The sequence below is a fragment of the Rathayibacter sp. VKM Ac-2835 genome, assembly GCF_013266705.1.
Taxonomy (GTDB): domain Bacteria; phylum Actinomycetota; class Actinomycetes; order Actinomycetales; family Microbacteriaceae; genus Rathayibacter.
On the sequence record NZ_JABSNQ010000003.1, the window covers coordinates 184,425 to 211,094 of the forward strand.

Here is a 26,670-nt window from a genome sequence, read left to right on the forward strand (position 1 = left end):
TGATCGCGGCGTTCCGGCGAGCCGAGGGTGAGTCTACGAGCCCGAGGTGCGCCCGGAGCCGCCCCGGTCACAGCCGCGCGAGCGCGAGGTTGAGCTCCAGCACGTTCACCGTCTCCTCGCCGAGGACGCCGAGGTCGCGCCCCTGCACCGCCCCGTCGACGAGCGCGCGCACGCTCTCCTCCGGCAGGCCCCGGGCGGCAGCGACCCGAGCCACCTGCAGCTCGGCGTAGGCCGGGCTGATCTGCGGGTCGAGCCCCGAGGCGGAGGCGGTGAGCGCGTCGGCCGGCACCGCGGCCGGGTCCACGCCGTCGAACGCGGCGATCGCGGCGCGGCGCTCCTGGATCGAGGCGACGAGGTCCTCGTTCGAGGGGCCGAGGTTCGAGCCGCTGGAGGCGCTCGCGTCGTAGCCGTCGCCGGCGGCGGAGGGCCGCGACTGGAACCACTCGGGCAGCGGCTGCCCGTCGGCGTCGGTGAAGGACTGGCCGATCAGGCTCGAGCCGACGTCGCGGCCGTCGACCGCGAGCATCGAGCCGTTCGCCTGCCGGGGCAGCGCGAGCTGCCCGATCCCGGTGACCACGAGCGGGTAGACGACGCCGAGGGCGAGGGTGAGCACGATCAGCGCGCGCAGCGCGACGGCGTACTGCCGGAGACCGGAGCGGGGGGAGTTCATCGGTGTCTGCTTTCTAGAAGCCGGGGAGGAGGGAGACGACGAGGTCGACGAGCTTGATCCCGACGAACGGCGCGATCACACCGCCGAGCCCGTAGACGAGGAGGTTGCGGCTGAGGATCCGCGAGGCGCTGAGCGCGCGGTAGGCGACTCCGCGCAGAGCGAGCGGGATGAGCACCACGATCACCAGCGCGTTGAAGACGATCGCCGAGAGGATCGCCGAGGCGGGCGAGTGCAGCTGCATCACATTGAGCACCGCGAGCCCCGGGAAGGCCCCGGCGAACATCGCCGGGATGATCGCGAAGTACTTCGCGAGGTCGTTCGCGATCGAGAACGTCGTGAGCGCCCCGCGGGTGATCAGCAGCTGCTTGCCGATCCGCACGATGTCGATCAGCTTGGTCGGGTCGGAGTCGAGGTCGACCATGTTGCCGGCCTCCTTCGCGGCCGACGTGCCGGTGTTCATCGCCACCCCGACGTCGGCCTGCGCGAGCGCCGGAGCGTCGTTGGTGCCGTCGCCGGTCATCGCGACCAGGTTCCCGCCCTCCTGCTCGCGGCGGATGTAGGCGAGCTTCTGCTCGGGCGTGGCCTCGGCGAGGTAGTCGTCGACGCCGGCCTCCGCCGCGATCGCCTTCGCGGTGAGCGGGTTGTCGCCGGTGATCATCACGGTCCGGATGCCCATCGCCCGCAGATCGGCGAAGCGCTCCTTCAGCCCCTCCTTCACCACGTCCTTCAGGTGCACGACGCCCAGGATCCGACCCGTGCCGCCGGCGTCCTTCACCGCGACCACCAGCGGCGTCCCCCCGCTCTCCGAGACGCGGTGCACCTGCTCGTCGAGCTCGGCGGCGACCGTGCTCGCCAGACGCGCGTCGCTCTCGAGCCACGCGGTCACGGCCGAGCCGGCGCCCTTCCGGATCATCGACCCGTCGGCGAGGTCGAGCCCGCTCATCCGGGTCTGGGCGGTGAAGGGCACGATCTCGGCCGAGAGCGCCTCGCTCGCGAGGGCGTCCGGGTGCACGCCCCGGGCCGCGGCGAGGTCGACGATCGACTTCCCCTCCGGCGTCGGGTCGCTGAGCGAGGACGACGCGGCGGCGCGGATCAGCTCGTCGGCGGCGGTGCCGTCGATCGCGACGAACTCCGTGGCGCGCCGGTTGCCGTAGGTGATGGTGCCGGTCTTGTCGAGCAGCAGCGTGGTGACGTCGCCCGCGGCCTCGACCGCACGGCCCGACATCGCGAGCACGTTGCGCTGCACGAGCCGGTCCATCCCCGCGATGCCGATCGCCGAGAGCAGCGCGCCGATCGTGGTCGGGATCAGGCAGACCAGGAGGGCGACCAGCACGGGGACGCTGACCGGCGCCGCCACGGAGGAGGCGATCGGGTTCAGCGTCAGCGTCACCACGAGGAAGACGATGGAGAGGCTCGCGAGCAGGATGTTCAGCGCGATCTCGTTCGGCGTCTTCTGCCGCGACGCCCCCTCGACCAGCGCGATCATCCGGTCCACGAAGGTCTCGCCGGGCTTCGAGGTGATCCGCACGACGATGCGGTCCGAGAGCACGCGCGTGCCGCCGGTGACGGCGCTGCGGTCGCCGCCGGACTCGCGGACGACCGGCGCCGACTCCCCGGTGATCGCCGACTCGTCGACGGAGGCGATGCCCCAGACGATGTCGCCGTCGCCGGGGACGAGCTCGCCCGCCTCGACCACCACGTGGTCGCCGAGCTGCAGATCGGCGGAGGAGATCTCCTCGATCCGGCTGTGCGCGGCCGAGCCGTCGCCGGCGCGGTACTCGGCGAGGCGGCGGGCGGCGGTGCTGGTGCGGGTCTGCCGCAGGCTGTCGGCCTGCGCCTTGCCCCGCCCCTCGGCCACCGACTCGGCCAGGTTGGCGAAGAGCACGGTCAGCCAGAGCCAGACCGCGATCCCCGCGGTGAACGAGGGCGGCACCGGCACCCCGCCCGACGCCTGGGCGCCGCCGAGGAACGGCTCGGCGACGGCGAGCGCCGTGGTCAGCGCGGCGCCGACCTCGACGAGGAACATCACGGGGTTGCGCACCATCAGGCGCGGATCGAGCTTGCGCAGCGCCCCGGGGAGCGCCGCGCCGACCTGCTCGAGGCTGAAGGCCGAGGCGCCGCGCCGCGGCCGCTCCTCCTCGGCGGTGGGGCGTGCGGAGGTGTCGAGTGTGCTGGTCATGGTGTTACTGGAGTCCTTCTGCGAGGGGTCCGAGTGCGAGCACGGGGAAGTAGGTGAGGGCGGTCACGACGACGGTGACGCCCACGAGCAGGCCGACGAACTGCGGCCGGTGGGTCGGCAGGGTTCCCGCGGTCGACGGAGTGACGCCCTGCCTGGCGAGCGAGCCGGCCAGGGCGAGCACCATCACGATCGGCAGGAACCGGCCGAGCAGCATCGCCACTCCGAGCGCCCCGTTGAACCAGGGCGTGTTCGCCGTGAGCCCCGCGAACGCCGAGCCGTTGTTGTTGGCCGCCGAGGTGAAGGCGTAGAGCACCTCCGAGAGGCCGTGCAGCCCCGGGTTCCAGATCGACGTGCTCTCCACGTCGGCCCGCACCGCGGGGATCGCGAAGCTCAGCGCCGTCCCGGCGAGCACGAGCGTCGGCGTGATCAGGATGAACAGGCTCGCCAGCGTGATCTCGTACGGGCCGAGCTTCTTGCCCAGGTACTCGGGCGTCCGCCCGACGAGCAGCCCGCCGATGAACACGGCGAGCACCGCGAGCACGAGCATCCCGTAGAGCCCGGAGCCGACGCCGCCCGGAGCGACCTCGCCGAGCATCATGTTCAGCATCGGCAGCATCCCGCCGAGCGCGGTGTAGGAGTCGTGCATCGAGTTGACGGCGCCCGTCGAGGTGAGCGTGCTGGTCGCCCCGAAGAGCGTCGAGCCGGCGATGCCGAAGCGCACCTCCTTGCCCTCCATCGCGCCGCCCGCGGCCTGCGGGGCGGGCCCGCCGCCCGCGAGCTCGAGCAGGGTCAGCGCCGTCAGCGAGACGACGAAGATCGCCGCCATCGCCGCCACGATCGCGAGGCCCTGCTTCGGGCTGCCGACCATCCGGCCGAAGGTGCGCGGGAGCGAGAACGGGATCGCGAGCATCAGCACGATCTGCAGCGCGCTGGTCGCCGCCGAGGGGTTCTCGAACGGATGCGCGGAGTTTGCGTTGAAGAAGCCGCCGCCGTTGGTGCCGAGCAGCTTGATCGCCTCCTGCGAGGCGACCGGCCCGCCCGGGATGCTCTGCGTCCCGCCGGTGAGCGTCGTCACGTCGGTGAAGCCCGCGAGGTTCTGGATCACGCCGCCCGCCAGCAGCAGCACCGCCGCGATCACCGACAGCGGGAGCAGCAGGCGGAGCGTCCCGCGGGTGAGATCGACCCAGAAGTTGCCGATCGAGTCGCTGCCGCGGCGCGCGAAGCCGCGGACCAGGGCGATCGCGACCGCGATGCCGACTCCGGCCGAGACGAAGTTCTGCACGGCGAGGCCGAGCAGCTGCACCGAGTAGCCCATCGTCACGTCCGGCGAGTACGACTGCCAGTTGGTGTTGGTGACGAACGAGACGGCCGTGTTGAACGACAGCCCCTCGGGGATCGCCGGGAAGCCGAGCGAGTACGGAAGCAGGGCCTGCGCCCGCTGCAGCGCGTAGACGAGCAGGACGCCGACCAGCGAGAACGCGAGCACGCCGCGGAGGTAGGCCCGCCAGCTCTGCTCGCCGCGCGGGTCGACGCCGATGAGGCGGTAGAAGCCGCGCTCGACGGCGAGGTCCCGGGAGGAGGAGTAGACGTGCGCCGTGTAGTCGCCCAGCGGGCGGTAGAGCAGCACCAGGACGAGGGCGACCGCGGCGACCTGGAGGATCGCGGGCAGCGCGCTCATCAGAACCGCTCCGGCTTCACGAGAGCGACGACGAGGTAGCCGATCGCGGCGATCGCGAGGACCACGGCGAGGACGTCGACCACGATCATCGTCGGCCCGCTCCGTCGCGAGCCGACCGCGGGCCGGTGCCGTCCTCCGCCGCGGCGCGGGGGCCGGCGGAGCGCGGCGCGAGCGCCTCGACCCCCCTGGCGACGACGCCGATGAGCGCGAAGACGGCGAGGACGCCGATCACGAAGAGAAGGTCAAGCACGGGAACTCCATTCGGGGGCCGAGGGCACCCCGAGTGCGGAGGCGCCCGGCCGGCACCGCGACGAGCGCAGCACCGGCACGGATCCCGATGCAACACCCGGCGACGCGTCCCGACGCCGGTCCTCACGACTTCCCTACGGCGGCGGCGGCGACCCTCACGCTCTCCTCACGGGAGCGGCGCCGGAGCCGCCCCGGCGCTCACTTCCTCAGGCGGTACGCCTTCCAGAACTGGCGCATCGTCAGGCCGTACTCCTTGCGGAACAGCCGCGCGGCGGTGACGTACTCGTGCAGACCGCACCGGGCGGCCAGCACCTCGAAGCCGTCGGGGCTGTCCGCCGCGCTGATCTCGGCCGCGAGCGCCGTCAGCCGGCTCGTGCGGATGTACTCGGACAGGGTGGGCCCGTCGCTGGCGAAGAGCCGGTGGATCGTCCGCGGGCTCGTGTGGAAGACCTCGGCGAGGGTGGCCACGGTCAGTTCGCGCTGAGCGAGGTGGTCGCGCACGTAGCCCTCGACGTGCTCGCGGGAGAGCTTGATCCGCTCGAGATCGCCGACGGCGAAGTGGCTCCGGTTCGCCAGCGACGCCTCGATCAGCCCGGTCAGCTGAGCGAGATGCGCGCGGAACGCCTCGGGCGTCATCGAGTCCTGCGAGGCGAGCTCGTGCGAGAGGGTCTGGAAGAGGCGCATCAGCCGCGGCGGCGAGATCACCTCGATGCCGTAGAGCGGGACGGAGGCCTGAAAGCGCTCGCTCAGCTGATCGGACAGAATGCTGATGTAGACGCACTCGGTCACGTCATAGGTCTCCGACGACACCGGCTCGCCGCCGCCGGCGATGGCGATGCAGCCCCGGGTGAGGCGATAGCGCTGAGTCCCGACGGAGACGAAGCACTCGCCCTCGATGAGGGCCACTATCTCGATCCGGTCGCTTCTCGGGAATCCGGTCGAACTCGAATCCGGAGAGGTGAAGTAGTTCGCGCGGGCGGTCATCCGGTGCGCACTCACCTGATCGACGATCAGGCGCTCGCACTCCGCCTCGAACGCCTCTCGGCTGCGGGGGTGGACCTCACCGACTCCCATCCACTCGCTGATCGCCTTCTCGGCGCCGGGACCGCTGAATCGCTGCCGATCGATACGGCAGGGAGGGCTCGGCCTGAGGGGGGAGTCCAGCGGTTGAAGGGTGTCTCTCATCGGTTCTCATCTGTCTCGAGGATCGTCTCAGAGCGCCCGGGAACGGGGTCCGCTCTCCACACGTCCGCGAGGGCAGAACATGTGAGTTCTCAAAGCCGCCGAATGCTCGTCCGCACGATGAACGGGGACGTCTGCAGGGTGACCGAGCGGTGAGTGTAACAGGAGAAAGGCCTTCGGATTCAAGTCCGGCGCCACTTCCGCGCTTCTCCGCCGAATCAGCCGATCTCCGCCATCACAGAAGCCGCGCAATTCCGCCGATGATCGCATTCATATACGTGAGTATCGACCTTTCTATACGTCCTCATGGACGAAGAGGACTTTCAGGGATCAGCCATTGTTCATCGAGCCTCATCAGTCATTCCCGCCAACCATGATCATCCGTGCCACAAGTTTTCGGAAGCCGCGCGGTCGACTCACCATCGATCCGACCCGCGAAGCCGTGCCGCCGCCCGTGAGGCCGGTTCGGACCGTCGCCCGCCGCGACCGTCGCCCGCCTCCACCACCCCTCGAAAGGCACCGAGATGAGAACCCGACTGAGCCGCCGCCTCCTGGCCGCCGCCGCCCTGGCCGCCGCGGTGGCCGTTCCGAGCGCGATCGCCGCCGGAGGTGCGGCGCCGCAGGCCGTCGCCGAGACCGCCCGCTCCGTCCCCGACCTCCGCGTCTCCTACCTCCAGCTCGGAGCGACGGGCTCGCTGGCGCAGATCGATCCCGCCGGCATCGCCGCATCGAACGTGATCGTCTTCGCGTTCGCCGACCCGGCGAGCAGCACCGCCGATTCCGCGACCCTCTCGGCGATGCAGAAGGTCATCGACCACGAGGCGCCGGGCACGGTGAACCTGCTCAGCCTGGGCGGGCAGACCGTCACCCGCGACACCGTGAACACCGCCACGGCGGGCGCGGTCGGCTCCCGGCTGCTCGCGCAGATCGAGGACTGCAACGCGAAGCTCTCCGGCGGGAGCATCACGGGCGTCGACCTCGACCTCGAGAACGGCATCGACGCCGAGACGATCAGCGCCCTCGGCGCGGCGGTGAAGGGCGCCGGCCTCTCCCTCGCCGTCGCACCGCAGGTCCACCTCAGCAGCGGGACCGAGGTCGACCCGGCCGCGCCGACCAACCTGACCCTCACCTCCGGCGTGCACGACGGCGCGAACGACCAGTTCGCTCCGCTGCTGAGGACCGGCACGGTCGACTACCTGCTGGCCCAGACCTACAACACGGGCGGCTGGACGGTCGGCGGCGTCGCCGAGAGCGATCCCGGCTTCTTCAGCACCATCAGCCGCGCGCTGAACAGCGCGGTCCGTCCCGACTGCTCCGCCGCCACCTCGCTGTGCATCGCCGAGCGCACGAGGATCGTGATCGGCCAGGTCAGCAACGCCGGCGCCAGCGGCACCGCGAACAACGTCTTCGGCGGATCGGGTGCGGCCGCGTACGACCAGGCCGCGGTCCTCGCGAGCCTCGCCTCCCAGTGGACGGCGATGGCGGCGAAGCCCGAGCTCTACGGTCACGTCAACGGCATCATGCAGTGGTCGCTCAACAACGACTACGCGCCGTCGGCCTGGGGCGACACATCGGCCTCGGCCGGCGCCTTCAGCGTCGCGCTCTTCGGGGCGACCCCGCCGGCACCGGCCCCGTACTTCATCCTCCAGGTGAGCAACACCGGCCCCGACACCCCGGACTCGGGCGCCTACGCCTCGGCCACGCTCGTGGTCGACGGGCAGTACTGGATCTTCGGCAACAGGTGGGGCTCGGCCCTGAGCCCGGGCACGAACGAGTCCTTCGGCACCTCCGCGTCGGCCGAGAACCCGGCCACGCCGTACGTGATCGACAGCAGCAACCTCGATGCGATCTTCAGCGGCGGCAAGAAGAGCTTCACCACCTCGCAGGTGCTGATCAACGGGTACTCCGCGCAGACGGACGTCGCCGCACCGGGCGCGCAGTACGCCTGCCCCGTCGGCTCGGGCTACACCTTCGAGGCCGGGCACTCCTACAACGTCCAGGTCAACGCGAACTCGGGCTTCAGATCCTGCGCGATCTCGAAGGTGAACTGACCCTTCCCCACTCCTCGGGCGGGCGGCGCCGTTCCTGCACCCCGCACTCCGCGGCGGCCCGCCCGAGGTCCCGACCGGATCCCCTCCGGTCGCCTCCCCCTTCTCCGTGGCGCCCCGTCCCGGAGATCCAGAGAACGAGAGGAACACCCCCATGTCCCGTCACCTGCTCCCCAAGGCGATCGCCGGAGTCGTCCTCGTCGCCGGCGTGCTCACCGGCTGCGCCCCTGCGGCCGACAAGGCCGAGACGTCGTCCACGAGCTCCAGCGCCGAGGCGAGGACGACCGCCCCGTCGACCGTCGCGCCGTCCGGCGAGAGCCGCTCCGGTGCGTTCGAGGGCCTGAACGGCAAGAAGGTCGCCGGCACCGCGACGGTCTCGGGCGCGACCGTGGACCTCAGCGGCTTCTCCTCGGACGAGGGCCCCGACCTGCACCTCTACCTCACGAACGGCACGGATGAGAAGGCCGTGAGCGCCGGAGTCGAGCTGGGCGCGGTGTCCTACGACACGAAGACCCAGAGCTTCGACGTCGCCGACGCCGCCGACTACAGCTACGTCGTGGTGCACTGCGACAAGGCGAAGGCCGTGTTCGGCGCGGCGAAGCTCTCGTGAGCCGACCGGGGTGGCGCTGGGCGGCCGCCGCCCTGGGTGCCGCCGCCCGCGTCGCCCTGGGCCTGCTCTGGATCGACGAGGGCCTGCTCAAGCTCCGGTCCGGATTCGGCGGCTCCGACATCCTGCTCGTCGCCGACGGCGCCGCGGAGAACGGGCGGGTGCCCGAGTACTTCCAGCTGTTCGCGTCGACGATCCTGCACGACGCGGCAGGTCTCTTCGGCGTCGTCACCCCGTTCGTCGAGATCGGGCTGGGCGTCGCGCTGGTCGCCGGGATCCTGACCGCGCCCGTCGCTCTCGCGTCCCTCGCGACGCTGCTGATGTACTGGTCGGCCGACCAGCTCATCGAGGAGTACCCGGTGATGGCGCTGCTCTCGGGCGTCGTCCTCGGCTTCTCCACCACCTGCTCGCGGATCTCCGCGACGAGCGCCGTGATCCGCGCCCTGCGGGGCCGGCACAGCACGCCGGCCGCCGTCCTGGAGCGGCCGGAGCTGCGCCGCTGGCTCTGACGACGCAGAAGGCGCAGACGGAGGCGGGGACCCCGGAACGAGCTCAGCTCCTGTTCCGGGGTCCCCGCCTTCCGCGTCACACCGTGATCGGGGCGCTGCTGCTGGTTCTGCCCAGCGCTGCGAAGACCGCTTCCTCCGCCCCCGGGTAGACGGGGCCCTGCGTCACGGTGGCCGTCACGGCGAAGGTCCCGGAGGGGAGCGGGGTGAAGACGCTCGGGACCGCGGGCTGCCTGATCAGGTCGCCGACGACGAAGGTCGAGCCGTCGCGGAGATTCGTCGCCACGTTGGTCCGGTAGACGCCGGCGGCGATCGGAACGTGGGCGTTGCGCGGACCGTCGGAGACGATGCCGTCGCCCCAGGACGCGACGTCGTGCTCCGAGACGATGTCGACGCGGGAGTCGACGGGCAGCGTCAGCGGCGTCCCGAACTCCGCCGCGGGCCCGCCGACCCGCACCACGAGGGCGAATGCACCGGGAACCGCGCGATCCGGTGCGAGGAAGACGCCGAGCCAGGGCGCACCGCTCGGGGTCACGGTCGAAGCGGAGGCGCCCGGGGCGCTCAGAGCAGCGACGACCACGGGGGCCGACCAGGCGGCGGCGAGACCGGCCCGGCGGGTCAGACCCATTGTGGTTGCGCTGTCATTTTCGGAGTCGAAGGGCATGGCGGTTCCTCTTTCGTCGTGGTCAGTGCTCGGTCGCAGTCCCGAGCCTAGGAGCCGGATGCTCGCCGGGGCAGGGCGGAGGAGCCCCCCTTCCGTGCCACGCGGAAGGCGGGCGAGGAGTCCCGCCTCGGCGGCGACGGCGCGCACCGGCGCTGCGCGTCGCGGCTCCACGCCCTCCTGCTGAGAGCGTTCTCACCCAATGCTGGCGGGGATCGACCAGCGGAAGATCACGGTTCGGCAACGCCGCCGATCCGTCGCCTCTCGCGCTTTACAGACCGGTGCGCGCGCAATATGTTGTCTCCGTGGACAAAGCCCCTCGGGGCTCTCCCGCCCTCCCGGGCGACGACACGACGACGTGCTCCCACCTGCACGCTCTCGCGCCGTCCTCATCCTCGGACACTGCTTTCAGAGAGGAATGCACTCCATGAAGTTCTCCCGCAGCATCACCACGCTGGCCGCCGCCGGCATCATCTCCCTCGGTCTCGCCGCCTGCTCGGCCAGCCCCGCCAACTCCGGCGGCGCCGCTGCCGGCGCCGGCGCCGAGGGCGACTGCACCGTCGGCATCTCGATGCCCACCCGCAGCCTCGAGCGCTGGATCAACGACGGCGAAGGCCTCCAGTCCCAGCTCGAGGGCGACGGCTGCACCGTCGACCTCCAGTACGCGGACAACAAGACCGACCAGCAGATCTCGCAGATCCAGAACCAGATCGCCGGCGGCTCGAAGATCCTCGTCGTCGCGGCCATCGACGGCGAGGCGCTCGCCCCCGTCCTCGCCGAGGCGAAGAAGCAGAACGCGACCGTCATCGCCTACGACCGCCTGATCAACGGCACCGCCGACGTCGACTACTACGCGACGTTCGACAACTACAAGGTCGGCCAGCTCCAGGGCCAGTACATCGAATCGACCCTCGACCTCGCGAACGCCGCGGGTCCCTTCACCCTCGAGCCCTTCGCCGGCAGCCCCGACGACAACAACGCCAAGTTCTTCTTCTCCGGCGCCTGGGACGTCCTGCAGCCCTACATCGAGAGCGGCAAGCTCGTCGTGCCGTCCGGTAAGTCGCCCGCCTCGGACGACGACTGGGCCTCGATCGGCATCCAGGGCTGGGCCTCGGACAAGGCGCAGTCCGAGATGGACAACCGCCTCTCCTCCTTCTACACCGGCGACCAGAAGGTCGACGTGGTGCTCTCCCCGAACGACAGCCTGGCCATCGGCATCGAGGCCTCGCTCAAGTCGGCGGGCTACGCGCCCGGCGCCGACTACCCGATCATCACCGGACAGGACGCCGACAAGGCGAACGTCAAGGCGATCCTCGCCGACGAGCAGTCGATGACGGTCTGGAAGGACACCCGCACCCTCGGTGACCGCGTCTTCCAGATGGTGCAGTCGATCGTCGCGGGCGACGAGCCCGAGGTGAACGACACCGAGACGTACGACAACGGCGAGAAGGTCGTCCCGTCCTACCTCCTCGAGCCGCAGGTCGTCGTCAAGGACGACGTGCAGTCGACCCTCATCGACTCCGGCTTCCTCACGGCCGGCGACGTCGGACTCTGATCGGTCGGGCGGGGTGCGGGAGGAGTGATCCTCCCCACCCCGCCCTTCTCCCCCTTCTTCCCCGCGTCCCCATCCATCCTCTGCACAACGAAGTGAGGCCCTGTTGGCCAGTCCCATCCTCATCATGCGCGACATCGTCAAGGAGTTCGGCGGCGGCGTCCGCGCCCTCGACGGCGTCTCGCTCTCGGTCCAGCCGGGCGAGGTCCACGCCATCTGCGGCGAGAACGGCGCCGGCAAGTCGACGCTCATGAAGGTCCTCTCGGGCGTCTACCCCGTCGGCAGCTTCGAGGGCTCGATCGAGTTCGAGGGCCGCCAGGCGCAGTACCGCTCGATCAACGACAGCGAGGCCGACGGCATCGTCATCATCCACCAGGAGCTCGCGCTGAGCCCCTACCTCTCCATCGCCGAGAACATCTTCCTCGGCAACGAGAAGTCCACCCGCGGCGTCATCAACTGGAACGCCACCAACGCGGAGGCGGCCAAGCTGCTCGCCCGCGTCGGCCTCGCCGAGAGCCCGGCCACGAAGATCCTCGAGCTCGGCGTCGGCAAGCAGCAGCTCGTCGAGATCGCCAAGGCGCTCGCGAAGGAGGTGAAGCTCCTCATCCTCGACGAGCCCACCGCCGCGCTCAACGACGAGGACAGCGACCACCTGCTCGGCCTGATCGACCAGCTGCGCAACCAGGGCATCACCTGCATCATCATCAGCCACAAGCTGAAGGAGATCCGCGCCATCGCGGACACGGTGACGATCATCCGCGACGGCCGCACCATCGAGAGCTTCGCGATGGCCGGCGAGGACGCCTCGGAGAGCCGGATCATCCGCGCGATGGTCGGCCGCGACCTCAACAGCATGTTCCCGCCGCGCGACCCGCAGATCGGCGAGGAGAAGCTCCGCGTCGAGAACTGGACCGTGCACCACCCCGTCGACGTGAACCGCGTCGTCGTCGAGGACGCCTCCTTCACCGTGCGCGCCGGCGAGATCGTCGGCTTCGCGGGACTGATGGGCGCCGGGCGCACCGAGCTCGCGATGAGCATCTTCGGCCGCAGCTACGGCACGGGCATCTCGGGCCGCGTCTTCAAGGACGGCAAGGAGATCCAGACCCGCACCGTCGAGGAGGCGATCCGCAACGGCCTCGCCTACGCGACCGAGGACCGCAAGCGCTACGGCCTCAACCTGATCGGCGACATCACCGTCAACGTGTCGGCCGCCGCGCTCTCCCGGCTCGCCCGCCTCGGCGTGATCGACAAGCACCGCGAGTACAAGGTCGCCGACTCGTACCGCTCGAAGATGAACATCAAGGCCCCGAGCGTCTCCGCCGTCACCGGCAAGCTCTCGGGCGGCAACCAGCAGAAGGTCGTCCTCTCGAAGTGGATCTTCTCGGGCCCCGACGTGCTGATCCTCGACGAGCCCACCCGCGGCATCGACGTGGGAGCCAAGTACGAGATCTACGGCATCATCAACGAGCTCGCGGCCCAGGGCAAGGCGGTCGTCGTCATCTCGTCCGAGCTGCCCGAGCTGATCGGGCTGGCCGACCGGATCTACACCATCTCCGAGGGGCGCATCACGGGCGAGATCGACCGTGCCGACGCCACCCAGGAGCACCTCATGCACTACATGACCGCCGGAAAGGAACAGGCCCGATGAGCGCCACGACCACGACAGCCCCGAGCGGCACGCCGGCGAGCACGCCGTCCACGCCGCCGAAGCGCGCACGCCGACTCAACATCAACCTCCGCCAGTACGGCATCCTCGCCGCGCTCGCGATCATCATCCTGCTCTTCCAGGTGCTGACGAACGGCCGCCTGCTGCTGCCGGGCAACGTCAACAACCTGATCCAGCAGAACGCCTACGTCCTGATCCTCGCGATCGGCATGGTGATGGTGATCATCGCCGGCCACATCGACCTCTCGGTCGGCTCGGTCGTCGCGATGGTCGGCGCCATCTCCGCTATCGCGATGAACAACTGGGGCCTGCCCTGGTGGGCCGCCGTGGTCGTCGCCCTGGTCACCGGCGCCGCCGTCGGCGCCTGGCAGGGGTTCTGGGTCGCCTTCGTCGGCATACCGGCGTTCATCGTGACCCTCGCGGGCATGCTGATCTTCCGCGGCTTCACCCTGGTTCTGCTCACCGGCGGCACGATCAACGGCCTGCCGACCGAGTTCACCGCGATCGGCGCCGGCTGGCTGCCGGGCGTGCTCGGCGGGATCGCCGGACGCGACGCGCTCACCCTCGTCCTGGGCCTGCTGGTCTGCGTCGTGTTCGTCGTCCAGCAACTGCGCTCCCGGGCGACGCTGCGCCGCCTCGAGCTCCCGCGCGAGCCGATCGCCTCGGTCTGGGCCAAGTCGGCCATCGCGGTCGTCGCGATCATGGCGCTCTCCTGGCTGCTCGCCGGCTACAGCGGCACCCCGATCATCCTGATCGTGCTCGCCGTGCTGATCCTCGCCTACAGCTTCGTGCTGGGGCGGACGGTCTTCGGCCGCCACATCTACGCGATGGGCGGCAACCTGTTCGCCGCGATGATGTCCGGCGTGAAGACGAAGTGGGTCAACTTCTTCATCTTCGTGAACATGGGCGCCCTCGCCGGTGTCGCGGGCATCGTCAGCACCGCCCGTGCGGGTGGCGCCGTCGCCTCCGCCGGTCAGAACTACGAGCTCGACGCGATCGCCGCGGTCTTCATCGGCGGCGCGGCCGTCCAGGGCGGCGTCGGCACCGTGGTCGGAGCGGTCATCGGCGGTCTGGTGATGGGCGTGCTCAACATGGGCCTGTCGATCCTCTCCGTCGACGCCGCCTGGCAGATGGCGATCAAGGGCTTCGTGCTGCTGCTCGCCGTCGCGTTCGACATCTTCAACAAGAGGAGGGCGGGCGGGCGCTAGCCTTCTCTCCTCCCTGCACCGTGCTCGGGCGCGCGCTCTCCCCGAGGAGGGCCCGCGCCCGAGCGCATCCCCGGACCCGGTGCCCCACCGCGCCGACGAGAGGCTGAGCAGCATGGCAGGAGCAGTCGGAGCATCGAGCAACGCTCTGCTCCGTCGGCACAACCTCGCCGCCATCGCGACCCTGGTGCACCGCTCCGGGCCGATCAGCCGGGCCGAGCTGGGCCGCGAGACCGGCCTGAACCGCTCGGCGGTGGCCAACCTGGTCGGCGAGCTGAGCGAGCTCGGCTGGGTGGAGGAGGAGACCACCGCCTCCGACGGACGCATCGGCCGGCCGAGCGCGACGGTCGTCCCCGGCCGGACCTTCGCGGTGGTCGGCGTGCACCTCGACACCGACGCGATCATCGTCGGGCTGGTCGGCCTGCACGGCGACCTCCTCCGCCGCGTCCGCTTCGACACCCCGAAGCCCGCGAGCCCGGCGACCGTCGTCCGCGTGGTCAGCGGCATCGTCGCCGGATTCCGTGCCGAGCGGGAGACCCACCGCGTCCTCCTCGGCGCGGGAGTCGCCGTGCCGGGCCTCGTGCAGGCCGACTCCGGTTTCGTGCACCGCGCGCCGCACCTGGGCTGGCGCGACGTCGACCTCGCGTCGCAGCTCAGCCGCGCGCTCGAGTTCCCCGTCTCCGTCGGCAACGACGCCACACTCGGCGCGATCGGCGAGTCGCTCTTCGGAGCCGCCCGGGGCGTCGCCGACGTCGTCTACGTCAGCGGCGGCGCCAGCGGCATCGGCGGCGGCGTCATCATCGGCGGAGTCCCCCTGCAGGGCTCCTCGGGGTTCGCCGCCGAGCTCGGCCACACCCTCGTCGCCGCGAACGGCCGCCTCTGCGGCTGCGGGCGGCACGGCTGCCTCGAGGCCGAGGTCCGGATGCGGTCGCTCCTCGACGTGCTCGGCGCGCGCGTCCTCGACCAGGACGAGCTCGACATCGCGCTCGGCACCTCCCGCGACCCCGCCGTGCTCGCCGAGGTCGCCCGGCAGGTCGATCTGCTCGCCGAGGGCCTCTCGACGTACATCAACCTCTTCAACCCGACCGCGGTCGTGCTGGGAGGCTTCCTCGGCTCGCTGCTCACGGTCGACCGCGAGCGCCTGGCGGCCCGCGTCTCGGCGCGCGCCCTCAGCGACCTCGCCCGCGGTGTCCGGATCGAGCGCGCGGCTCTGCGCTCGAGACTGGAGCTCGTCGGCGCGGCGGAGCTACCCTGGCGTCGCGCGCTCGCGGATCCCGCGGCCGCGGTCGGCGGCTCGGACCTGCCCCCCGCGACCGGCCCCGGCACGCGGACGGACGCCCTCGGCGCCCGCGCCTGACACCGACGTCGAGGAGCACGAGCATGGCCGACTTCAACGAGCAGATCATCGCGGAGTTCCGCGCGAACGGCGGCACGGTGACGACCGCGGGCTTCGGCCGCAGCCTCGTCCTCGTGCACCACACCGGCGCGCGCTCCGGCGAGGAGCGCATCGCCCCGCTGATGGGCCTGCACCCCTCCGACGACGTCTGGCTGATCGCCGCCTCCGCCGCCGGCGCCCCGAAGCACCCGGCCTGGTTCCACAACCTCGAGGCCCACCCCGACACCGAGATCGAGACCCCCGACGACGGCACCGTGCCCGTCCGCGCCCGCGTCCTCGAGGGCGCTGAGCGCGACGCCGGCTGGAAGCGCTTCACCGACGCCTCCGACGGCTTCAAGGGCTACGAGCGGAAGACCACCCGCACGATCCCGGTCGTGGAGCTCACCCGCCGCTGACCCCCGTCCCTCCCCCGCGCGAGATGCCACTTGTGCACGCGACACGCCGAGAAAAGCGTGCACAAGTGGCATCTCGCGGGAGGCGCCGGGCGTCAGCGGAACGGGACCGGGACCGCGTCGGGGGTCGACCAGCGGAGGGCGAGCCGCTCGCGGAAGCCGTCGCGCCGCAGCTCCGCCTCGAGGGCGTCGATGACGATCGGCAGCAGCGCGCGCCGCTCCACCAGCACGTCGAGCACCAGCTCGGCACCGTCCGTGAGGAGCACCGAGCCCACCTCCGGCAGCACCGCGATCCACTGGCGCCCGCCCACCTGCACGTGCCGGTGCCGGCGGAGTCGGCGGAGCAGCTCGGGCAGGGCTCGCGAGTCGAGGCCGCCGACATCGGCGCGGAGAGCGATCATGCGCCGACAGTGCCCGCCCGCGGCGTCCGCCCGGTGAACACGCGCCCCTCCCCCGGTGTCCACTCTGCCCGTCATGAAGAGGGCGCTGCGTGCATCCGGGTCGCTCCGACTCAGGTCGAGTGCCCTCTCCAGGGTGTCACGCGGACCCTGCTCGCCACCGCGATCACGGCTCTCGCGCCCACAGCTCTTCCCGACCGGCTTTCGCAGTAGTTTTATCAAGCCCTACACAGTCAGGATCAGTGAAAACTTGCGAGAAACTTCGATCGTGGTCTTCGAGGAGGCGATGCGGCGGCTGAACGCGGGGTCGACCGCGCACTCACTCGAGAACCAGAACCTCGACTTCAAAGCCGACGGCCGATCCGCCGACGACGACGTCCTCAACATCGCTGAGGCAGCGGCGTGTTTCGCGAACGCGTCGGGGGGCCTGGTCATCGTCGGCGTGCAGGACCGCGTCACGGGACCGGACGCCGTCGTGGGGTCTCGCCTCGATCCCGAGCGGACTCGATCCCGCATCTTCGAACTGACGGAGCCGAGCCTGCTCGTCGACGTGTCCACTCGGATGTTCGACGGTGCTCCGGTCGTCGTGGTCGACGTGCCGGCGAGCGTCACAGTGCACAGTGTGAAGAGCCGCATCCCCACCGAGCGCATCGGAGATGCGTGCACTCCGATGTCCACGGATCGCATCGCTTCCGTCATCGCCGAGCGACGCGGTCAGGACTGGTCGGCGGACGCGTCCGGAACGAAGGCGTCCGCCTCTGATCCGCTCGCAATGGCGGCTGTGCGACGACTGCTGGAGCGGGCGGCGTCACCGACGAGCCGGAGGCTGGCACAGCAGGCGCACGAGATCGACGTCCTCCGCGGCCTCGGCGTGGTGACCGATGACGGTCGGCTCACCAACGCCGGCGCGCTGCTCGTCACGGACGAGTACGCCCTGGCGGCGACCTTCTCCTATGTCCACCGAAGGACTCCCGCCGGAACCCTGACGGCGAACGAGCAGCTCTCCGGCCCTCTCGTGCTCCTGCTCGAGCAGCTCTTCCAGCTGATCAGTGCCCGGATCGATACGACGCCTCTGTCGATCGGAAAAGGTCAGCAGCTTCACGTCGCCGACCTGCCCGAAGCCGCCATCCGCGAAGTGGTGGTCAATGCGGCGATGCACCGCGACTATCGGGGTCGTGGTCGAGTCACGGTCGAGCACACGCAGACACAGCTCGTCGTCACCTCTCCAGGCGCCTTCGTCAGCGGAGTGCGGGCGGACAACGTCCTGACGACGTCATCGCGTCCGAGGAACGGCCAACTTGCCGGCGCGCTCCGGACACTCGGCTACGCCGAGACGGCTGGATCGGGTGTCGACAAGATGTACGCCGAGATGGCACGACTCGGGCACCAGCCACCGTCGTTCCTCTCCGAAGGCGATCACCTGCGCGTGACTCTGATCGGAGGTGCCCCGAACTCCGCTCTCACTCGTTTCGTGGCGACACTTCCGCCTGAGGAGACCGAGGACGCTGACACCATGACGATCCTGCTCACGCTCCTCACTCAGCGCACGGTCACCGCTGAGCAGCTCGTGCCCGTACTGCAGAAGTCAGGGGTCTCGGAAGCGCAGTCGGTTCTGGAGCGACTGGACTCGGAGCGCGTGCCGCTGCTCGAACCGACCCGGGAGACCTCGAGGAAGACCCTGCCGCGGTATCGCCTTCGGGAGGGCCCCCTAGCCGCCCTGGGAGCTGCCGTCACCTACCGTCGGCGAACGACCGATCAGCTGGACCGCAAGATCATCGATCTGCTCCGAGAGACCGGGGTCGTCAACGCACGGATGGTGCGCGTTCTCCTCGACCTCGACTCCCAATCGACATCGCGCCTCATCGCAGACCTCATCAAACGCGATCTGCTCGCGAAGTCTCCAGGACCCGAGCGCGGACCGGCGGTGTCGTACGGGCCGGGACCGGCGTTCCCTGTCAAGGCACGCCACCACCGAGCGCCGCAGGATCCGGGCCCCGGCGAACAGCTGCAGTTCCCGATCGAGTGAGCTTCAGGAGGCCGGAGAGAACCGGGCTCCGGAACGACGCAGCGCGTTGAAACGACGAAGCCCCCGATCGGATTCCGATCGGGGACTGTCTCTCTGGTGCGCGAGGGGGGAGTTGAACCCCCACGCCCTTTCGGGCACACGGACCTGAACCGTGCGCGTCTGCCTATTCCGCCACTCGCGCTCACCAACGGCACCGAAGCACCGACGAGAAAGACTAGCACCCCGCGGCCGAGAGCAGAAACCGCGACCGGCCACGACGGTCGTCGCACGCCGTCCCGGACGCGCAGAACCGTCCCCGGCTCGCGGGATCGGCCGATCCGGGCGTGCCGGACGCGGTTCCGTGAGCCGGAGGCCACCTCGCGGTCCGGCGTCGTCAGCACCCCGAATCCCCCTCGGGGAGGCCGTATCCAGAGCATCCCAGTAACATGCCCGTAGCCGTGCGCGGCGCAGACAGGAGATCGGAAGCGGACCGGGCGCGCAGACACCTCGATCCGCACGCGACCGCCGAGAGGCGAAGAAACGGAAGATCGGAAGACTGTGGGCATTCTGGACAACTTCGAGAAGGGACTCGAGCGCGTCGTCAACGGCGCTTTCGCTCGGACCTTCAAGTCGGGTCTGCAGCCGGTCGAGCTCGCCTCCGCTCTCCGCCGCGAGCTCGACACCACGGCGGCGGTGGTCACCCGCGACCGCATCCTCGTGCCCAACCAGCTGACCCTGCGCATGTCCGCCGCCGACCTCGACCGGATGGAGCGGATGGGCCCGACGCTCATCGACGAGCTCACCACGGTCGCCACCGAGCACGCCAAGAAGCAGGGCTTCCGCTTCTCCGGGCCGATCGACATCTCGCTCGCGGCCGACGAGTCGCTCAGCGCCGGGATGGTCGAGGTCGACTCCCGCAGCGTCAAGGGCGTCGTCGCCTCCACGCCCGCGCTCGAGATCGACGGCAAGCGCTACCCGATCACGAAGTCCAGGACGGTCATCGGGCGCGGCAGCGACGCCGACATCACGGTCGACGACTCCGGCACCTCGCGCAAGCACGTCGAGATCCTCTGGGACGGCGTCCGCGCCCAGGTCCACGACCTCGGCTCCACCAACGGATCGAAGCTCGACGGCAAGCCCGTCACCCAGGCGCCGCTCTCGCCCGGGCAGACCATCTCGATCGGACGCACGCGGATCGTCTTCCGCGTCGTCCAGGGCGCCGCACCCGCGCGCGCCGACCGCTCGCCGTCCGGTCCGTCCGGGCGCTCCTCCGAGGGATTCTGGGACGACCGGCTATGAGCGAGCTCACTCTCTTCCTCCTGCGCATCGCGTTCCTCGCGCTGCTGTGGTTCTTCGTGTTCGGCATCGTCTACGCGCTGCGCTCCGACCTGTTCGGCCAGCGGGTGCGCAAGCTGCCCGCCGGCCAGCAGCCGGCCGCCGGGCAGGACTCCGCGCCGTTCGTCACCGCGGCCCAGCCCGTCGTGGCCGCCGCGGCCGCCCCTGCCGCCGCGCCGGCACCGTCCGCCCCCTCCGCGCGGCGCCCCCGCGAGGAGCGCACCGACTCCGGCGGCGTCGCGACAGTGCACACCGCGCAGCGGCTCGTCATCACCTCGGGCCCCAAGCGCGGCACCGAGCTCGAGCTCAACGGCGAGCCGCTCACGATCGGCCGCTCCTCGGAGTCGGCGCTCGTGATCCGCGACGACTACACCTCGACCCACCACGCGCGCCTCCTGATCTGGAACGACGAGTGGATGATCCAGGACCTCGACTCCACGAACGGCACCTTCCTCGACGGCCGCCGGGTCGGCGCCCCCACCAAGGTGCCGCTGAACACCCCGGTCAAGGTCGGCACGACGACCTTCGAGCTGCGGCGGTCGTAGCGCGTGGCAGTCACACCCGACAGCGCCGCGGAGACGGGCGTCACGCGCGAGAGCGCCGCCGTCTCGCACGTCGGCCGCATCCGCTCCAACAACCAGGACTCCGGCTACGCGGGCCGGCAGCTCTTCGTCGTCGCCGACGGGATGGGCGGGCACGCGGGCGGCGACGTCGCCTCCTCCATCGCGATCAAGCGCATCGCGCAGGCCGACCGCACCTACGCCTCCACCTACGAGGCGGAGGACGAGCTCAAGCGCACGCTCCTCGCCGCCAACACGATGCTGGCCGACGCCGTCGTCGACCACCCCGAACTGACCGGCATGGGCACCACCGTCAGCGCGATCGTGCGCGTGGGCGAGTCGGTGGCCATCGCGCACATCGGCGACTCCCGGATCTACGTGCTGCGCGACGGCAAGCTCGAGCAGGTCACCACCGACCACACGTTCGTCCAGCGCCTCGTCGACTCCGGCCGCATCACCGAGGAGGAGGCGATGACGCACCCGCGCCGCTCCGTCCTCATGCGGGTCCTCGGCGACGTGCACACGAACCCCGAGATCGACACCCTCACCCTCGAGACCGAGCCGAACGACCGCTGGCTGATCTGCTCCGACGGCCTCTCCGGCGTCGTCCCGCACGACGAGATCCAGAAGGAGCTGTCCCGCGACGAGACGGCGCAGCAGGTCGCCGACCGCCTGATCCGCGACAGCCTCTCCCACGGCGCGCCGGACAACGTGACGGTCGTCATCCTCGACGTCCCGGGGGCCGGCGACACCGCGCAGATCCTCGCGCCCACCGCCGAGCCCGTGATCGTCGGCTCCGCCGCGGCCCCCACGCCGATCAGCACCGACGACTCGCAGAACCGGATCCGCATCCCCGGCCTCCGCCTGCACACCCGCGCCCCGGCCGCCCAGGGCCCGACCCACTTCGAGCCCGCGTCCGAGGACTACCTCGACGAGCTGATCGAGGAGGACCGCCGCCGGCACCTGCGCCGCCGGATCACCTGGCTGGTCGGCCTCTCGCTCGTGCTGATCGCCGGTTTCCTCGGCGTCCTGCTCGCCTACGACTGGACGCAGTCCCGGTTCTACGTCGGCACCGACGGCCAGAACGTGATCATCTACCAGGGCATCCAGCAGTCCGTCGGCCCGCTCTCGCTCTCCGGAGTGAAGGAGGACACGGGGATCCCCCTCGACTCCCTCCGCGACTACGACGTCGAGCAGCTCGAGCAGACGATCAGCGCCGACTCCTACGCCGGCGCGGTCGACATCGTCGAGCGCCTGACGGACGCGAACGGAGCACCGTGACCGTCACCGCCACTCCTCCCGTGACCCGCGAGCGCCCGCGCTTCCTCCGCCAGCGCCTGCGCAACCTCGAGCTGCTCCTGCTCATCGGCGCATGCCTCATCGACGCGTCGGCGATCGTGCTGGTCCAGCTCGGCGCCCTCGGCGCGGTCGACACCACCCTCGTGTCCCTCGGCGCGGGCCTCTCCGGTCTCGTGCTGGTCGTGCACGTGGTGCTGCGCTTCGCGGCGCCCGAGGCCGATCCGTTCCTCCTCCCGATCGCCACCGTCCTCAACGGGCTCGGCGTGGCCGAGATCTACCGGATCGACATCGCCGACGGTGCGACCGGCTGGGAGTCGGTGGCCGTCCGGCAGATCATCTGGAGCGGCCTCGCGATCGTCGCCGCGATCGTCGTCCTGCTGGTGATCCGCAATCACCGCATCCTCTTCCGCTACACCTACGTCGCCGGATTCGCGGCGATCGTGCTGCTCCTGCTCCCCCTCCTGCCGTTCATCGGCCGCGAGGTCAGCGGTGCGCGCGTCTGGATCGGCATCGGCGACTTCTTCAGCTTCCAGCCCGGCGAGATCGCCAAGATCGCGCTCGCGGTCTTCTTCGCCGGCTACCTCGTCCGCAACCGCGACTCGCTCTCGATGGTCGGCAGGACGTTCCTCAAGGTGCGCTTCCCGCGGCTGCGCGACCTCGGCCCGATCCTCGTGGTCTGGGCCGTCACGATGGGCGTCATCGTCTTCCAGCGCGACCTCGGCACAGCGCTGCTCTACTTCGGCCTCTTCCTCGTCATGCTCTACGTGGCGACCGGCCGCACCAGCTGGGTGCTGATCGGCGTCGGCCTCTTCCTCGGCGGCGCGATCCTCGCCAGCCAGACCCTCGGCTACGTCGGCAACCGCTTCGCGAACTGGCTCGACGCCTTCAGCTCGGAGCGCTACGGCGCCGACCCCGGCGGCAGCTACCAGCTCGTGCAGGGCCTGTTCGGCCTCGCGCACGGCGGCCTGCTCGGCACCGGCCTCGGTCAGGGGATGCCCGACATCACCCCCGTCCCGCAGTCGGACTACATCATCGCGAGCCTGGGCGAGGAGCTGGGCCTCGCCGGCCTGTTCGCGATCTTCGGCCTCTACCTCCTGCTCGTCTCGCGCGGGTTCCGGATCGGCTTCGCCGGTCAGGACGACTTCGGCCGCCTCCTGGGCGTCGGGCTCTCCTTCGTGATCGCCCTGCAGTGCTTCATCGTCATCGGCGGCGTCACCCGCGTCATCCCGCTGACCGGCCTCACCACGCCGTTCCTCGCCGCGGGCGGCTCGTCGCTCGTCGCGAACTGGATGATCGTCGCCGTCCTCCTCCGCCTGTCCGACACAGTGCGCAATCAGCCGCGTCTGGTGGTGTGACTCCCCGATGAACCGAGAACTCAAGCGCGTGAGCTTCGTCGTCCTGGCGATGTTCGTGGCGCTCTTCGTGTCCACCTCCACCATCCAGGTCCTCCAGGCCGACACCCTCTCCGAGGACTCCCGGAACACCCGGACGCTCTACGAGAGCTTCTCGACGGAGCGCGGCGTCATCCTCGCCGACGGGGAGCCGATCGCCTCGTCGACGTCGTCCGACGACATCTACAAGTTCCAGCGCCAGTACGCGAACGGCCCGCTCTACTCGGCCGTCACCGGCTACTTCACGCTCAACCAGGGCACGACCGGCATCGAGCGCTCGCTCAACGACTACCTCTCCGGCACCTCGAACTCGCAGTTCTTCGACGAGATCAACAACCTCGTCACCGGCCAGGACCCCGAGGGCGCCTCGGTCGAGCTCTCCATCGACCCCGTCGCGCAGCAGGCCGCGTTCGACGCGCTCGGCGACTACACCGGAGCGGTCGTCGTCACCGAGCCCGCTACCGGCCGCATCCTCGCCATGGTCTCCAAGCCCACCTTCGACCCGACCGCGCTCGCCTCGCACGACACCGACGACGTCCTCGCGGCGTACCGGGCGCTCAACGACGACCCGGCCGAGCCGCTCGTGAACCGCGCCATCGGCGGCTCGCTCAACCCGCCCGGCTCCGTCTTCAAGCTCGTCGTCGCCTCCGCCGCCCTGGAGTCCGGCCGGTTCACGCCCGACTCCAGCTTCCCGAACGTCCAGGCGTACACGCTGCCGGGCTCGAGCTCGCAGGTGACCAACTCCGGCGGCGGCCTGTGCGGCTCCGGAGACACGGTGACGCTCGCCACGGCGGTCTCGCTCTCCTGCAACGTGCCGATGGCCGAGATGGGCGTGCAGCTCGGCGCTCCCGCGATCCGCGCGCAGGCCGAGAAGTTCGGCTTCGACACCGAGCTCGAGATCCCGATGTCGGTCGAGGCGAGCACCTATCCGCAGACCACGGACGACGCGCAGACGGCGCTGACCGCCTTCGGCCAGTTCGAGGTCCGGGCGACCCCGCTGCAGATCGCGATGGTCTCCGCTGCCATCGCGAACGGCGGCGAGGTGATGCAGCCGAACCTCGTCGACGTCATCCGGTCGCAGGATCTCAGCGTGCTGCAGCGCTTCGAGGAGAAGCCGCTCGGACGGGCCGTGAGCACCGAGACCGCGGACGCCGTGAAGGCCATGATGGTCGCCAGCGTCCAGGGCGGCGCGGCGACGAATGCAACAATAGGTGGCGTCACGGTGGCCGGTAAGACCGGCACCGCTGAGAACGGCGGGGACGACCCGTACACCCTCTGGTTCACCGGATTCGCTCCTGCGGACGATCCGCAGTACGCCATCACCGTCCTCGTGGAGGACGGCGGGGGGCTCGGCCAGACCGGGTACGGCAACCTGATCGCCGCACCCATCGCACAACAGGTACTAGAGGCGGTGCTGAACAAATGAGACCCACATCAGGCCTCACCTTCGGGGGACGCTACGAACTGCAGTCCCGGATCGCCATCGGCGGCATGGGAGAGGTGTGGCAGGCGACGGATCTCGTCATCGGCCGCACCATCGCGATCAAGATCCTCAAGGACGAGTACCTCGGCGACCCCGGGTTCCTCGAGCGCTTCCGCGCCGAGGCCCGGCACGCCGCCCTCGTCAACCACGAGGGCATCGCCAACGTCTACGACTACGGCGAGGAGGACGGCTCCGCCTACCTCGTGATGGAGCTGGTGCCCGGCGAGGCGCTCTCCACGGTCCTCGAGCGCGAGCGGGTGCTGTCGACCGACAAGGTGCTCGACATCGTCGCGCAGACCGCGCTGGCCCTGCATGCAGCGCACGCCGCCGGACTGGTGCACCGCGACGTGAAGCCCGGCAATCTCCTGATCACGCCGGACGGCCGCGTCAAGATCACCGACTTCGGCATCGCCCGCATCGCCGACCAGGTCCCGCTCACCGCGACCGGCCAGGTCATGGGCACGGTGCAGTACCTCTCCCCGGAGCAGGCGAGCGGCCAGCCCGCCTCCCCCGCCACGGACATCTACTCGCTGGGCATCGTCGCGTACGAGTGCCTGGCCGGCCGCCGCCCGTTCACCGGCGAGTCGCAGGTGGCCATCGCGATGGCCCAGATCAACGACACCCCGCCCGAGCTGCCGGTCACGGTCGCCGAGCCGGTGCGCAATCTGGTCTACTCCTGCATCGCCAAGAAGCCGGTCGACCGTCCGGCGACCGCCGCCCATCTCGCCCGTGCGGCGCAGGCGCTGCGCTCGGGCGACGTGCGCGGCGCCGCACTCGCAGTGCCCGCGGTCGCCGCAGACCTGCCGAGCACGCAGGCCACCACCGTCCTGCCCTCCGCGGCGGGCAACGCGACCCAGGCCACGACGATCCTCGGCGCCGGAGCGACGACCGCCTTCGCGGCGAACCCGCCGACCGGTGCCGTCGACGCCCCCGTCGCAGCCGAGGAGCCGCGCAAGCGCAGCCCCTGGACCTGGCCGCTCGTCGCCCTGATCGTGATCCTCGCCGTCGTGATCGGCGGCACGATCTTCGCCCTGACCACCAACGGCAGCACTCAGGCCGACCCGACGCCGACCGCGACTGCGCCATCCCAGACCCCGTCGCAGACGCCGACGCCGTCGCAGACCCCGTCGGCCACGCCGAGCTCGAACATCGTCGTGATCAACTCGTCCGACTACGTGGGCCGCCCGTTCGACGAGGTCGAGGCCGAGCTCACGGACCTCGGCATGGGTGTCCAGCGCGAGGAGGGCTCGAGCGCTCCGAGCTCCGACCAGGTCGGCACGGTCGAGGAGGTCAACCCGACCGCCAATGTGATCAAGGGCACCACGATCGTCGTCACGACCTACACCGAGGTCGCCGTCCCGGGTGCGCCGACCGCCGTCCCGACGGTCACTCCCGCCGCGTCGAGCGTCGAGCCCGGAGACACCTTCAACGTCACATGGAGCAACTACAACCAGTGCCCGAGCGGAACCTCCGTGACCGGTTACCGGGTGACCGTCGCCGGCGAGGGCGCGACCGTGACGAGCACCAACCCGTCGACCTCGACCACCGCGACGATCCAGGCCGGAGCGTCCGCCGGCCAGATCGACATCACCTACACGGTGCTCTGCGGCGAGCCCGAGTCGCCCGCCTCGCCGACCCTCTCGGTCCCCGTCGTGGCCCCCACCCCGACGCAGACCCCCACGCCGACGTCGAGCCCGACCTCGTCGGCGCCGGCGACGAACGCGCCCGACGAGCGCTGACCCTCCCCGCTCGAACGAGCCCGCCCTCCGACCGCGACCGCGGCACCGGAGGGCGGGCTCCTCGCTTTCAGCGGCTGCGACTGTCCCGACGGCGGACCAGGGCACGAGTGACCACCGCAGCGATCACCCCCGAGACGGCAGCGATGCTGATCCGCGCCGGAGCGGGCAGCTCTGTTCCTACGGCGAGCACCACTCCGATGGTGAGGACCACGAGCAGTAGCGCGACGACTGCGAGGCGATCCGCGGAGAGACGAGAGGACGAGGACATGGGACTCCTTCGATCGATGTCGGTCTGACGAACGACGAGCCGCTCGGCGAGCCCGTCGCATCATGAGGGAGACTCACCATTTGCTCCCCGCAGCTCCTCGTCAACGGAATGAGCGAATGTGTCGCGAAGCGCTGTCGCACGACGTCGGTCTCGGAAGGGTCCGCGCGCGCGGCTCATCGAGCGACGCGGTGAGTGCCCGAC

General features: G+C 70.5%; 23 protein-coding genes and 1 tRNA gene. 15 read left to right on the forward strand and 9 right to left on the reverse strand.

Annotated features, from left to right (window positions below; translation table 11 throughout):
* Positions 1–67: 67 nt before the first annotated feature.
* The 6 genes from kdpC to HRK28_RS14655 all read right to left on the reverse strand — a co-directional run bounded on the left by kdpC (position 68) and on the right by HRK28_RS14655 (position 5,850).
* A complete protein-coding gene (gene kdpC, locus HRK28_RS14630) occupies positions 68–670 on the reverse strand; it encodes a potassium-transporting ATPase subunit KdpC (protein WP_160086073.1) in 603 nt (200 codons plus the stop codon).
* Between the two features lie 13 nt (positions 671–683).
* On the reverse strand, positions 684–2,849 hold the full coding sequence (kdpB, locus tag HRK28_RS14635; RefSeq protein ID WP_173252139.1) for a potassium-transporting ATPase subunit KdpB: 2,166 nt from the start codon (positions 2,847–2,849) through the stop codon (positions 684–686).
* A gap of 4 nt (positions 2,850–2,853) precedes the next feature.
* Entirely contained in the window at positions 2,854–4,527 is a 1,674-nt protein-coding gene (gene kdpA / locus HRK28_RS14640; RefSeq protein WP_173252140.1) for a potassium-transporting ATPase subunit KdpA, read from the reverse strand.
* Positions 4,527–4,616, reverse strand: a complete 90-nt coding sequence (locus HRK28_RS14645) for a potassium-transporting ATPase subunit F (protein WP_173252141.1) — start codon at positions 4,614–4,616, stop codon at positions 4,527–4,529. Before HRK28_RS14645 ends, kdpA begins: the two co-directional genes overlap by 1 nt.
* Positions 4,613–4,777 (reverse strand): hypothetical protein, encoded by a 165-nt coding sequence (locus tag HRK28_RS14650; RefSeq protein ID WP_173252142.1) that lies wholly within the window; start codon positions 4,775–4,777, stop codon positions 4,613–4,615. The genes HRK28_RS14645 and HRK28_RS14650 overlap by 4 nt, the downstream gene beginning before the upstream one ends.
* A 197-nt stretch (positions 4,778–4,974) precedes the next feature.
* The gene (locus HRK28_RS14655) at positions 4,975–5,850 is read right to left on the reverse strand and encodes a helix-turn-helix domain-containing protein (RefSeq protein WP_173252143.1); all 876 of its coding nucleotides are present in this window, start codon (positions 5,848–5,850) and stop codon (positions 4,975–4,977) included.
* Between the two features lie 632 nt (positions 5,851–6,482).
* On the opposite strand from HRK28_RS14655, the gene HRK28_RS14660 reads away from it, so the two are divergent.
* The 3 genes from HRK28_RS14660 to HRK28_RS14670 all read left to right on the forward strand — a co-directional run bounded on the left by HRK28_RS14660 (position 6,483) and on the right by HRK28_RS14670 (position 9,122).
* The gene (locus HRK28_RS14660) at positions 6,483–8,009 is read left to right on the forward strand and encodes a hypothetical protein (protein WP_173252144.1); all 1,527 of its coding nucleotides are present in this window, start codon (positions 6,483–6,485) and stop codon (positions 8,007–8,009) included.
* 151 nt (positions 8,010–8,160) lie between these two features.
* Positions 8,161–8,616 carry a DM13 domain-containing protein gene (locus HRK28_RS14665; RefSeq protein WP_173252145.1) on the forward strand — a complete coding sequence of 152 codons (456 nt, stop codon included), beginning with the start codon at positions 8,161–8,163 and terminating at the stop codon, positions 8,614–8,616.
* Positions 8,613–9,122 (forward strand): DoxX family membrane protein, encoded by a 510-nt coding sequence (locus HRK28_RS14670; RefSeq protein ID WP_244231713.1) that lies wholly within the window; start codon positions 8,613–8,615, stop codon positions 9,120–9,122. The genes HRK28_RS14665 and HRK28_RS14670 overlap by 4 nt, the downstream gene beginning before the upstream one ends.
* Positions 9,123–9,198: 76 nt before the next feature.
* On the opposite strand, the gene HRK28_RS14675 is transcribed toward HRK28_RS14670, so the two are convergent.
* Positions 9,199–9,783 (reverse strand): hypothetical protein, encoded by a 585-nt coding sequence (locus HRK28_RS14675; RefSeq protein ID WP_173252146.1) that lies wholly within the window; start codon positions 9,781–9,783, stop codon positions 9,199–9,201.
* A gap of 415 nt (positions 9,784–10,198) precedes the next feature.
* Here HRK28_RS14675 and chvE point away from each other — a divergent pair, with 415 nt between their 5' ends.
* The 5 genes from chvE (at position 10,199) to HRK28_RS14700 (ending at position 15,994) form a co-directional block, all read left to right on the forward strand.
* Positions 10,199–11,335 (forward strand): multiple monosaccharide ABC transporter substrate-binding protein, encoded by a 1,137-nt coding sequence (chvE, locus tag HRK28_RS14680; protein ID WP_173252147.1) that lies wholly within the window; start codon positions 10,199–10,201, stop codon positions 11,333–11,335.
* 124 nt (positions 11,336–11,459) lie between these two features.
* A complete protein-coding gene (gene mmsA, locus HRK28_RS14685; RefSeq protein ID WP_160086093.1) occupies positions 11,460–12,980 on the forward strand; it encodes a multiple monosaccharide ABC transporter ATP-binding protein in 1,521 nt (506 codons plus the stop codon).
* The gene (gene mmsB / locus HRK28_RS14690) at positions 12,977–14,206 is read left to right on the forward strand and encodes a multiple monosaccharide ABC transporter permease (RefSeq protein ID WP_160086095.1); all 1,230 of its coding nucleotides are present in this window, start codon (positions 12,977–12,979) and stop codon (positions 14,204–14,206) included. Before mmsA ends, mmsB begins: the two co-directional genes overlap by 4 nt.
* 112 nt (positions 14,207–14,318) lie before the next feature.
* A complete protein-coding gene (locus HRK28_RS14695; RefSeq protein WP_173252148.1) occupies positions 14,319–15,560 on the forward strand; it encodes an ROK family transcriptional regulator in 1,242 nt (413 codons plus the stop codon).
* Positions 15,561–15,583: 23 nt separating this feature from the next.
* Positions 15,584–15,994, forward strand: a complete 411-nt coding sequence (locus HRK28_RS14700; RefSeq protein ID WP_173252149.1) for a nitroreductase/quinone reductase family protein — start codon at positions 15,584–15,586, stop codon at positions 15,992–15,994.
* Between the two features lie 92 nt (positions 15,995–16,086).
* On the opposite strand, the gene HRK28_RS14705 is transcribed toward HRK28_RS14700, so the two are convergent.
* Positions 16,087–16,392, reverse strand: coding sequence for a hypothetical protein (locus tag HRK28_RS14705; RefSeq protein WP_123706100.1), 306 nt, complete (start codon positions 16,390–16,392; stop codon positions 16,087–16,089).
* A 265-nt stretch (positions 16,393–16,657) separates the two neighbouring features.
* On the opposite strand from HRK28_RS14705, the gene HRK28_RS14710 reads away from it, so the two are divergent.
* Positions 16,658–18,415, forward strand: coding sequence for an ATP-binding protein (locus tag HRK28_RS14710; protein ID WP_173252150.1), 1,758 nt, complete (start codon positions 16,658–16,660; stop codon positions 18,413–18,415).
* 94 nt (positions 18,416–18,509) lie between these two features.
* Here the strand turns inward: HRK28_RS14710 and HRK28_RS14715 are convergent.
* Positions 18,510–18,596, reverse strand: a tRNA-Leu gene (locus HRK28_RS14715).
* A gap of 356 nt (positions 18,597–18,952) precedes the next feature.
* Here HRK28_RS14715 and HRK28_RS14720 point away from each other — a divergent pair.
* The 6 genes from HRK28_RS14720 to HRK28_RS14745 are packed head-to-tail and all read left to right on the forward strand — an operon-like array spanning position 18,953 to position 26,201.
* Positions 18,953–19,693, forward strand: a complete 741-nt coding sequence (locus tag HRK28_RS14720; RefSeq protein WP_123447236.1) for a DUF3662 and FHA domain-containing protein — start codon at positions 18,953–18,955, stop codon at positions 19,691–19,693.
* Positions 19,690–20,274 (forward strand): FHA domain-containing protein, encoded by a 585-nt coding sequence (locus HRK28_RS14725; protein ID WP_160086103.1) that lies wholly within the window; start codon positions 19,690–19,692, stop codon positions 20,272–20,274. Before HRK28_RS14720 ends, HRK28_RS14725 begins: the two co-directional genes overlap by 4 nt.
* 3 nt (positions 20,275–20,277) lie before the next feature.
* Positions 20,278–21,570, forward strand: a complete 1,293-nt coding sequence (locus HRK28_RS14730) for a Stp1/IreP family PP2C-type Ser/Thr phosphatase (protein WP_160086105.1) — start codon at positions 20,278–20,280, stop codon at positions 21,568–21,570.
* Positions 21,567–22,943 carry an FtsW/RodA/SpoVE family cell cycle protein gene (locus HRK28_RS14735; protein WP_173252151.1) on the forward strand — a complete coding sequence of 459 codons (1,377 nt, stop codon included), beginning with the start codon at positions 21,567–21,569 and terminating at the stop codon, positions 22,941–22,943. The genes HRK28_RS14730 and HRK28_RS14735 overlap by 4 nt, the downstream gene beginning before the upstream one ends.
* 7 nt (positions 22,944–22,950) lie before the next feature.
* Entirely contained in the window at positions 22,951–24,405 is a 1,455-nt protein-coding gene (locus HRK28_RS14740) for a penicillin-binding protein 2 (RefSeq protein ID WP_160086109.1), read from the forward strand.
* Positions 24,402–26,201 carry a protein kinase gene (locus HRK28_RS14745; protein ID WP_173252152.1) on the forward strand — a complete coding sequence of 600 codons (1,800 nt, stop codon included), beginning with the start codon at positions 24,402–24,404 and terminating at the stop codon, positions 26,199–26,201. The genes HRK28_RS14740 and HRK28_RS14745 overlap by 4 nt, the downstream gene beginning before the upstream one ends.
* Positions 26,202–26,670 lie beyond the last annotated feature (469 nt).

What these genes read in the sequence shown, in the direction of transcription:
- chvE (WP_173252147.1), top strand. Translation starts at nt 10,199, where the DNA reads ATGCACTCCATGAAGTTCTCCCGCAGCATCACCACGCTGGCCGCCGCC.
- kdpA (WP_173252140.1), bottom strand. Translation starts at nt 4,527, where the DNA reads ATGAGCGCGCTGCCCGCGATCCTCCAGGTCGCCGCGGTCGCCCTCGTC.
- HRK28_RS14745 (WP_173252152.1), top strand. Translation starts at nt 24,402, where the DNA reads ATGAGACCCACATCAGGCCTCACCTTCGGGGGACGCTACGAACTGCAG.
- HRK28_RS14700 (WP_173252149.1), top strand. Translation starts at nt 15,584, where the DNA reads ATGGCCGACTTCAACGAGCAGATCATCGCGGAGTTCCGCGCGAACGGC.
- HRK28_RS14665 (WP_173252145.1), top strand. Translation starts at nt 8,161, where the DNA reads ATGTCCCGTCACCTGCTCCCCAAGGCGATCGCCGGAGTCGTCCTCGTC.
- HRK28_RS14705 (WP_123706100.1), bottom strand. Translation starts at nt 16,392, where the DNA reads ATGATCGCTCTCCGCGCCGATGTCGGCGGCCTCGACTCGCGAGCCCTG.
- HRK28_RS14645 (WP_173252141.1), bottom strand. Translation starts at nt 4,616, where the DNA reads ATGATCGTGGTCGACGTCCTCGCCGTGGTCCTCGCGATCGCCGCGATC.
- HRK28_RS14725 (WP_160086103.1), top strand. Translation starts at nt 19,690, where the DNA reads ATGAGCGAGCTCACTCTCTTCCTCCTGCGCATCGCGTTCCTCGCGCTG.
- kdpC (WP_160086073.1), bottom strand. Translation starts at nt 670, where the DNA reads ATGAACTCCCCCCGCTCCGGTCTCCGGCAGTACGCCGTCGCGCTGCGC.
- mmsB (WP_160086095.1), top strand. Translation starts at nt 12,977, where the DNA reads ATGAGCGCCACGACCACGACAGCCCCGAGCGGCACGCCGGCGAGCACG.
- HRK28_RS14695 (WP_173252148.1), top strand. Translation starts at nt 14,319, where the DNA reads ATGGCAGGAGCAGTCGGAGCATCGAGCAACGCTCTGCTCCGTCGGCAC.
- HRK28_RS14675 (WP_173252146.1), bottom strand. Translation starts at nt 9,783, where the DNA reads ATGCCCTTCGACTCCGAAAATGACAGCGCAACCACAATGGGTCTGACC.
- mmsA (WP_160086093.1), top strand. Translation starts at nt 11,460, where the DNA reads ATGCGCGACATCGTCAAGGAGTTCGGCGGCGGCGTCCGCGCCCTCGAC.
- HRK28_RS14740 (WP_160086109.1), top strand. Translation starts at nt 22,951, where the DNA reads ATGAACCGAGAACTCAAGCGCGTGAGCTTCGTCGTCCTGGCGATGTTC.
- kdpB (WP_173252139.1), bottom strand. Translation starts at nt 2,849, where the DNA reads ATGACCAGCACACTCGACACCTCCGCACGCCCCACCGCCGAGGAGGAG.
- HRK28_RS14655 (WP_173252143.1), bottom strand. Translation starts at nt 5,850, where the DNA reads ATGGGAGTCGGTGAGGTCCACCCCCGCAGCCGAGAGGCGTTCGAGGCG.
- HRK28_RS14660 (WP_173252144.1), top strand. Translation starts at nt 6,483, where the DNA reads ATGAGAACCCGACTGAGCCGCCGCCTCCTGGCCGCCGCCGCCCTGGCC.